This window comes from Corallococcus sp. CA047B (genome assembly GCF_003612065.1).
GTDB lineage: Bacteria > Myxococcota > Myxococcia > Myxococcales > Myxococcaceae > Corallococcus > Corallococcus praedator.
This window is the reverse complement of the sequence record NZ_RAWD01000410.1, coordinates 1-7,029: the sequence shown is the minus strand read 5'-3', so window position 1 is coordinate 7,029 and position 7,029 is coordinate 1. Positions and strand designations below refer to the sequence as shown.

The 7,029-nt window shown below is 71.8% G+C and carries 6 protein-coding genes; all 6 read right to left on the bottom strand.

What is annotated here, in order from left to right:
* A partial coding sequence (locus tag D7X74_RS37340; RefSeq protein ID WP_120537752.1) for a PEGA domain-containing protein occupies positions 1 to 1,589 on the bottom strand: 1,589 nt, incomplete at its 3' end.
* Positions 1,590 to 1,656: 67 nt separating this feature from the next.
* Positions 1,657 to 3,003, bottom strand: coding sequence for a S41 family peptidase (locus D7X74_RS37335; RefSeq protein ID WP_120537751.1), 1,347 nt, complete (start codon positions 3,001 to 3,003; stop codon positions 1,657 to 1,659).
* 56 nt (positions 3,004 to 3,059) lie between these two features.
* Positions 3,060 to 3,950, bottom strand: a complete 891-nt coding sequence (locus D7X74_RS37330) for an alpha/beta fold hydrolase (RefSeq protein WP_120537750.1) — start codon at positions 3,948 to 3,950, stop codon at positions 3,060 to 3,062.
* Positions 3,951 to 4,035: 85 nt separating this feature from the next.
* Positions 4,036 to 5,175, bottom strand: a complete 1,140-nt coding sequence (locus tag D7X74_RS37325) for a murein hydrolase activator EnvC (RefSeq protein ID WP_199741987.1) — start codon at positions 5,173 to 5,175, stop codon at positions 4,036 to 4,038.
* Positions 5,172 to 6,074: an ABC transporter permease gene (locus D7X74_RS37320; RefSeq protein WP_120537748.1), complete on the bottom strand. Its 903-nt coding sequence runs from the start codon at positions 6,072 to 6,074 to the stop codon at positions 5,172 to 5,174. Before D7X74_RS37320 ends, D7X74_RS37325 begins: the two co-directional genes overlap by 4 nt.
* Positions 6,071 to 6,763, bottom strand: a complete 693-nt coding sequence (ftsE, locus tag D7X74_RS37315; RefSeq protein ID WP_120537747.1) for a cell division ATP-binding protein FtsE — start codon at positions 6,761 to 6,763, stop codon at positions 6,071 to 6,073. Before ftsE ends, D7X74_RS37320 begins: the two co-directional genes overlap by 4 nt.
* Positions 6,764 to 7,029: the final 266 nt, after the last annotated feature.

The window sequence follows — 7,029 nt, the reverse complement described above, 5'->3', positions numbered from 1 at the left end:
GCCGGAGGGGGCGTCGCGGCGGGCGGCGTGGACGTGGCGTTCGCCTTCGTCGGGGCCGGCTCGGTGCGAACGGGCGGCGGAGGCATGGGCAGCGCCTTGTCGATGGGCTTCGCGTCGCGGGCCTGGACATCCCGCCGTGACGCAGGACTCGCAGGACTCGTGGCGGCCTGGGACGACGAACCGCTCCCCCCCTTGTAGAAGGCGAGGTAGCCGCCGGCGCCCGCGGACACGAGGCCCGCCAGCACGCCCACGTCCGCCACCAGCGCGTACGTCTTGCCGGTGCTCTTCAGGTCCTCCGCGCGGGTGCTGCCCTGGGGCGCCGTCTTGAACGCGTCCGACTTCGAGGAGGACTCCAGCCCGAAGTAGATGCCACCCGCCAGCAGGGCGACACCAGTGGCCAGCAGCACGTAGCCCACCGTGCGGCGGCTCACGCCCCCGCCCCCGGTGAAGTGCGTCGTCGGCTTGCCACCGACGCGCGCCGCGTCCTGGGCGACCAGCCCCGTCAGGAACGACTCGGAGCCCGTGGCCATCGCGTCGCCGCGCGGCACCTGGGACCCCACCGCGTACGCCAGGTTGTGGCCGTCCGCCACGTCCAGCCGCACGCCCGTGACACTCAGGGGCGCGTTGCCCGGGCCGCCGCGCACCAGCAGCGCCAGCACCTGCGGCACGCCCGCGAGCGCGCCCAGCTCCTGCAGCGCCTTGTCCCGGTCCTCGCCGTCCGGCTCCTTCGCGATGCGCTGCACCAGCGCGTCCATCCGCTGCTGCACGGGCAGGCGCGTGAGCGTGAAGGACGCCTCGCCTTCGCGCGCCCTGCCCTCCAGCACCGAGTAGCCCGGCGCCACCAGCGTCACGTAGTGGTCCGCGCGCGTCAGGCCGGTCAGCTCCACCGGGGACACGCCCCGGAAGGCCCCGTCCACGAACACCTGCGCGGGCACCGGCTGCGTGCGCACCGACAGCGTGGCCTCCGCGCCGGTCAGCTGCGCCTTGCGCTCCTTCTCCACGAACGCGACCTCTTCCGGGGGGAAGAAGTTCGGGTTGAACTGGGCGCGGGGATCCACCGCCAGCACCGCGCGCATCTCCAGCTCCGCGGCCTTGTTCTCCCCGTTGGCCACCTGCGACGCGGCCTTCATCACCCGCGCGCGACTCAGGAGCGCGAACGCGCGCGACAGGTCCGCCAGCTCATACGCGCGCACCGCCTTGTCGAAGCTCTGGAGCGCCTTCACGGTGTCCAGTTCGTCGTAGGCCTTGGCGCCTTCCTTGAACGCGGCGTTGCCCTCCACCGCCTTGGCTTCGCGGGCGCTCGCGCCCTGGGCATCCAGCGCGTCCGTCAGCCGCACCAGCTCCAGCCTCCCGGAGCGGGCCACGGCCTGTTCAGCCCAGTGCGACAGCTTCAGCGCCTCGCCCTCCAGCGAGGGGTCCAACGGAATGGCCACCACCGCGATGCGCGGGCTTGCGGCCGCCGGCAGCGTGCGCGGGATCAGCCGCAGGGGTACGTGTTGCTGCTGCGCCGCCGCGGGGCCCATGGCCAGCATTCCCACCAGCCAGCCACTGAGCGTCGCGTGCAGCGCGCGATTGAAAGGACGTCGCATCCGGTCTCCCTCGTTGCTGTGCGCATTACACGCACTGCCCGGCGGAACGCCAGCCTCGAAAGGGGTTTCAGCGACCCGCCGTCGTCCCCGGCCCCCGGGGCGCCGTCCCCGGCGCCAACCCATGGAGGTAGTTGAGGGCCACCCGCAGCTGCGCGTCCGTGAGCTTCGCCGTCACCGCCCAGTCCTTCAGGTTCGCGGGCAGTCCGCGCGGCGCGGCCGCGACCTCCGACGTCGTCTGGGACGGCTCCGCCCGGAAGTGGCGCTGCAGGTCCTTCTCCCGGGGCGCCTCGGCTCCCGCCTTGCCCGTGGAGTTCTCCGGCACGAGGAAGTCCGGGGTGATGCCCTTCTCCTGGATGCTGCGGCCCTTGGGCGTGTAGTAGCGCGCGATGGTGAGCTTCAGCCCGGAGCCATCCTCCAGCTCGATGATGGTCTGCACGCTGCCCTTGCCGAAGGTCTGCGTGCCCATGATGACCCCGCGGCCGTGGTCCTGGAGCGCACCGGCGACAATCTCCGACGCGGACGCGCTGCCCGCGTTGACCAGCACCACCACCGGGTAGTCCTTCTCCGTGTCGCGGTCGCGGCTGCGCTCCTCGGAGGCGTTGCGGCCATCACGGCCGCGCGTGGACACGATGGGCAGGTTGCCCGGCAGGAAGCGGTCGCTCATCGCCACCGCCTGGTCCAACAGGCCGCCGGGGTTGTTGCGCAGGTCCAACACCAGGCCGTCCAGCTCCTTGCCGCCGTTGAGCGCGCGCAGCCGGTCCAGCTCCTTGCGCAGGGACTGGTCCGTGCGGTCCTGGAAGTTCTTCACCTTCACGTGACCGATGCCGTCGTAGAGCGCGCCCTCCACCGACACGATGCGGATGTGGTCGCGCAGGATGGCCAGCTCCTGGGGCGCGTTGAAGCCCGCGCGCATCAGCGTGAGCAGCACGCGGCCCCCGGCGGGCCCGCGCATCTTCTGGAGCGCGCGGCCCAGGTCCATGCCCTGGGTGCTCTCACCGTCGATGGCCAGCAGCTCGTCGCCGGCCTTGATGCCCGCGCGGGCCGCGGGCGTGTCGTCGATGGGGGCCACCACCACCAGCCGGTCGCCCTTGCGCGCGATTTCGATGCCCAGCCCGCCGAACTCGCCCGACGTGTCGATCTTCATCTCCCGGAACACCTCCGGGGGCATGAAGACGGTGTGCGGATCCAACGTGTCGAGCATCCCCTGGATGGCGCCGTGGACCAGCGTCTTCCTGTCCACCGACTCCACGTAGTTGTTCTCCACGTAGGAGAGCACCCGCGCGAACAGCTCCAGCTGCCGGTACGCCGTCTCGTCCTTGGCCGCCGCGTCCGCCGGCTCCCTCGCGAACGCGGGGGCGCCCCACAGGAGGAGCGCGGCCAGACCCAGGCGCCACGGCGGGAGGAGACCTGTCACGGGAGCGCGTCCTTTGTGGCGGGGAGGAAGGGGCCTTATCGCCAGGGCCCCGGAGTCTACACCCGGTCCACCGAACGATTCCCGCCTGACAGCCCTGCCCGGTCCGCGAAGCCCACCAGGTGGGACACGAACGCGTCCGGCCGCTCCATCTGCGGCACGTGGCCGAAGCCCTCCACCACGTGGACCTCCGCCTGACGCGGCAGGTGCTGCCGGTACCAGGTGAGGATCTCCGGGGGCAGGAGCCGCTCGCTGCCGCCCCACAGGAAGAGCACCGGCATCTTCAAGTCCCGCACCGCCTGGGGCGCGATGCTGGCCTGCGTGGCGATGGCGTCCGCCGCGAGCGCCTGCACCGTGGGGTTCGAGTAGAACTTGCGCATCTCCGACGCGAGCAACATCGCGGCCCACGGCGGACGGTGGAACAGCCGCCGCGTGAGTTCGCGCGCGTCCTCGTTCGACTTCACCTCGAACACGCTCAGGAGCGCCGTCAGGGCCTGCGGCGTCAGCTCCGCGCCCGCGGGGGCCACCAGCGCCAGCGCCTTCACCCACTCCGGATGCTCGGCCGCCAGGTTGACGGCCATGGCCCCGCCCAGCGAATTGCCCACCACGAGCGCGGGTTCCTTCACCACCTGCTCGCAGTAGGCGGTGAGCACGTCGAACTGGCTCTTCACGCAGGTGGGCCCGCCGCAGTACGCCCCGGAGAAGCCGTGCCCCGGCAGGTCCGGCGCGAGCACGCGCGAGAAGCGGCGCGCCAGCCCGAAGAACGTCCGCCCGAAGCCGTTGGCCGAACCGCCCAGCCCGTGCACCAGCAGCACCGGCGGCCCCTTGCCCTGCCCCTGGAGCGCGTAGTGGTGGACCGCCTGGCCCGCGACGTTCACCGTCTCCGACTGGACGCCACGCGCCACCAGCACCCGGCGCATCGCCTTCTGCATCCCCACCATCAGGTCCACGTGCGAGCCTCCTTCTCCTCCGACAGCCGTCTGGCCCCTTTTAACGCCTCTGTTCTTCCGGCGCAGCGCGTCAGAGCAGACACAGTCAGGGCGTGGGGGCCACGGGGGCAAGCCACGGGGCAGGGTCAACGGCCTGACCGGCGCGGCGCACCTCGAAGTACAGGTAGGCGCCCTTGAGGGAGCCGGTGTCGCCCACCTCGCCCACCACGTCGCCCGGGGCCACGCGCGCGCCCACCTCCGCCCCGACGGTGGACAGGTGGGCCATCAGGGTGTGGAAGTCGTCGCCGTGGTCGACGATGAGCAGGTTGCCGTAGCCGCGCAGCCAGCCCGCGTAGACGACGGTGCCTTCGGCCACCGCGTGCACGGGGGTGCCCGCTGGCACGCGGATGTCCACGCCCTTCTGCACCGTGACGGTGTTGAAGCGCGGGTTCACCACCCGGCCGAACCCCACCTCGATGATGCCCGCCACCGGCCTGGGCAGCTTGCCCTTCAGCGCTCCGAAGCCGCTGGTCGCGGGGGCTTCGTGCAGGTCCACCAGCATGCGGGTGAGCTCCGCGTCCGCGCCCTCCAGCTCGCGCACGGCGCGCTTGGCCAGCTCCGCCTCGCCGGCCAGCTTCCCCACCACCTCCTCCAGCGCCTCCTGCTGGGCCCGGGCCTGCTTCGACTGCGCCTGGAGGAAGGCCACGCGCTGGGACAGCGAGGTGTGCAGCCGCTTCAGCTCCAGCGTCGCCTGTCGCTGGAGCCCCGCCACGTGCTGCACGGTGCGCAAGAGCTCCAGGTCGCCCGCCATGCTGGCCTCCAGCGCGCGCGCCCGCCACATGAGCGCGGCGAAGTCCTCCGCGGACAGGAGCACCTCCAGCGGCCGGCGGCGCTGGAGCCGGTACAGGGTGCGCAGGCGCGGGGACAGGCGGCGCAGCTGGGCGCGCAGGGCCTCGCGCAGCACGGCCTCCTCGCGCTCGGCCAGCACGACGCGGCGGCGGAACAGGTTCAGGTCCCCTTCCAGCGCGCGCACGCGGCGGCGGGAGAAGGAGGCCATGTCCTCCATCAGCTCCATGCCCTCCAGCACGGAGAGCTTCTTCGCCTCCACCAGCGCGAGCGTGGCGCGCTGCGCGGCCAGCTTCTCGCGGATGGCCGCGCGCTCCGACTCCTCGTCCTGCTGGGCCCGCGCCAAGGTCGCGCCCAGGAGCAGCACCAGGACCATGCCAAGACAGAGGCGCCCGCTCATACCCGCAGGAAGCGCCCCACCGCGACGAAGCTGCCACCCAGGCCCAGCGCGCACCCGGCCGCGAGCAGCTCCACCGCGGTGCGCGTCTCCACCCACGGCGCATTCACGCCCGGGCCCAGGATGAACGCGAACAGCGAGCCCAGCGTGGGCCCCAGGAGCCGGCCGAACAGCCACAGCCCGCCCAGCGCCACCAGCGCGCCCAACAGGCCCTGGAGCAGCCCCTCCAGGAGGAAGGGTGCCTTCACGAAGCGGTCGGTGGCGCCCACCAGCTTCTGGATTTCAATCTCCTCGCGCCGCGCGTAGATGGCCAGCTGGAGCGTGGCCGCGACGATGACGATGGTCGTCCCCAGCACCACCACCAGCGCCACCAGCGCCCCGAAGCTCAGCGCCCGCGCGATGGCGGACAGCCGCTCCACCGCGGCCTCGCCGTAGTCCACGCCGGTGACGCCGGGCAGCGCGCGAAGCTCCTTCGCCAGCGACTGGAGCGCCGCGGGAGAGCGCCGGGCCTCCGGCACGCGCAGCTCCAGCGTCGCGGGCAGCGGGTTCTCCGGCAGCTCCGACAGGGCCTCGCCCAGGTCTCCCAGTTCGCGCTTGAGCCGCAGCAGCGCCGCTTCCGGCGGCACCACCGTCACCTCGCCGTGACTCAGCTCCACCACGCGCGTGTGGACGCCGTGGACCTCGTCCTGTCCCAGCTGCGGGGCCAGGTAGATGGTGACTTCCACCTCCCCGCCCAGCGACGCGAGCAGGTTGTCCACCACGTGCGACGCGCCGCGCGCGAGCCCCGCCGCGAACAGCGCGATGGCGATGGTGGACACCGCGATGAAGTGGACGAAGGGCGCGTGCTTCAGCCCGCCAGCCGCCGAGCGCCAGAAGTACGCCGCCTTCGACAGCACGCTCATACCAACATCCGCCGGGCCGCCTTGACGCCGTCCTCGTCGGAGACGATGAGCCCGCGCTCCAGGCGCACCGTGCGCTTCTGGTAGCGCGACAGGAGCGTGGCGTCGTGCGTGGCCACCATCACCGTGGTGCCCCGGATGTTGATGTCCGTGAGCAGGTCCATGATCTCCACGGTGAGCGCCGGGTCCAGGTTGCCGGTGGGCTCGTCCGCCAGGAGGATGGTCGGGTCATTCACCAGCGCGCGCGCAATCACTACGCGCTGCTGCTCTCCACCCGACAGCCGCAGGGGCAGCGAGTTCGCCTTGTGCTCCAGCCCCACGAGCTTGAGCATCCGGTGCACCTTCTCGCGCCCCTCCACGCGGGGCACGCCCAGCACGTCCAGCGTGAAGCCCACGTTGTCCGCGACGCTGCGGTGGGGCAGCAGCTTGAAGTCCTGGAACACCACGCCGATGTTGCGCCGCAGGTACGGCACCGCCGACTCACGGATGCGCGCGATGTTCTTGCCGCCCACCAATATCTGCCCCTTGGTGGCCTTCTCCCCGCAGAAGATGAGCTTGAGCAGCGTCGTCTTGCCCGCGCCCGAAGGCCCGGTGAGGAAGACGAACTCGCCCTTCTCCACGTTCAGGTTGATGTCCTGCAGGACGGGCGGATCGCCGGGATACGCCTTGTAGACGTGGAAGAACTGGATCATGACCGGGAGCGCAAGCCCCCGGAGCCTACCACGGCCCCGGAGCACGCCCAGGAACGGGCCGCTCACGGGGAAACGCGGACAGGCGGTGCGACTTAAGAGGGCTCACCCTCGCTGGCGAGGTAGCTCAGGATGACCTCGTCCAGGCTCTTCTCGGAGATGAGGTCCTCGCCGAACAGCGTCTCCACGCCCACCTCGTTGATGCGGGGCTTCTCCTTGAGGGCGCGCGCGGCGGCCACTTCGGGAGGGAGCACGATGGGGGCGGCGAC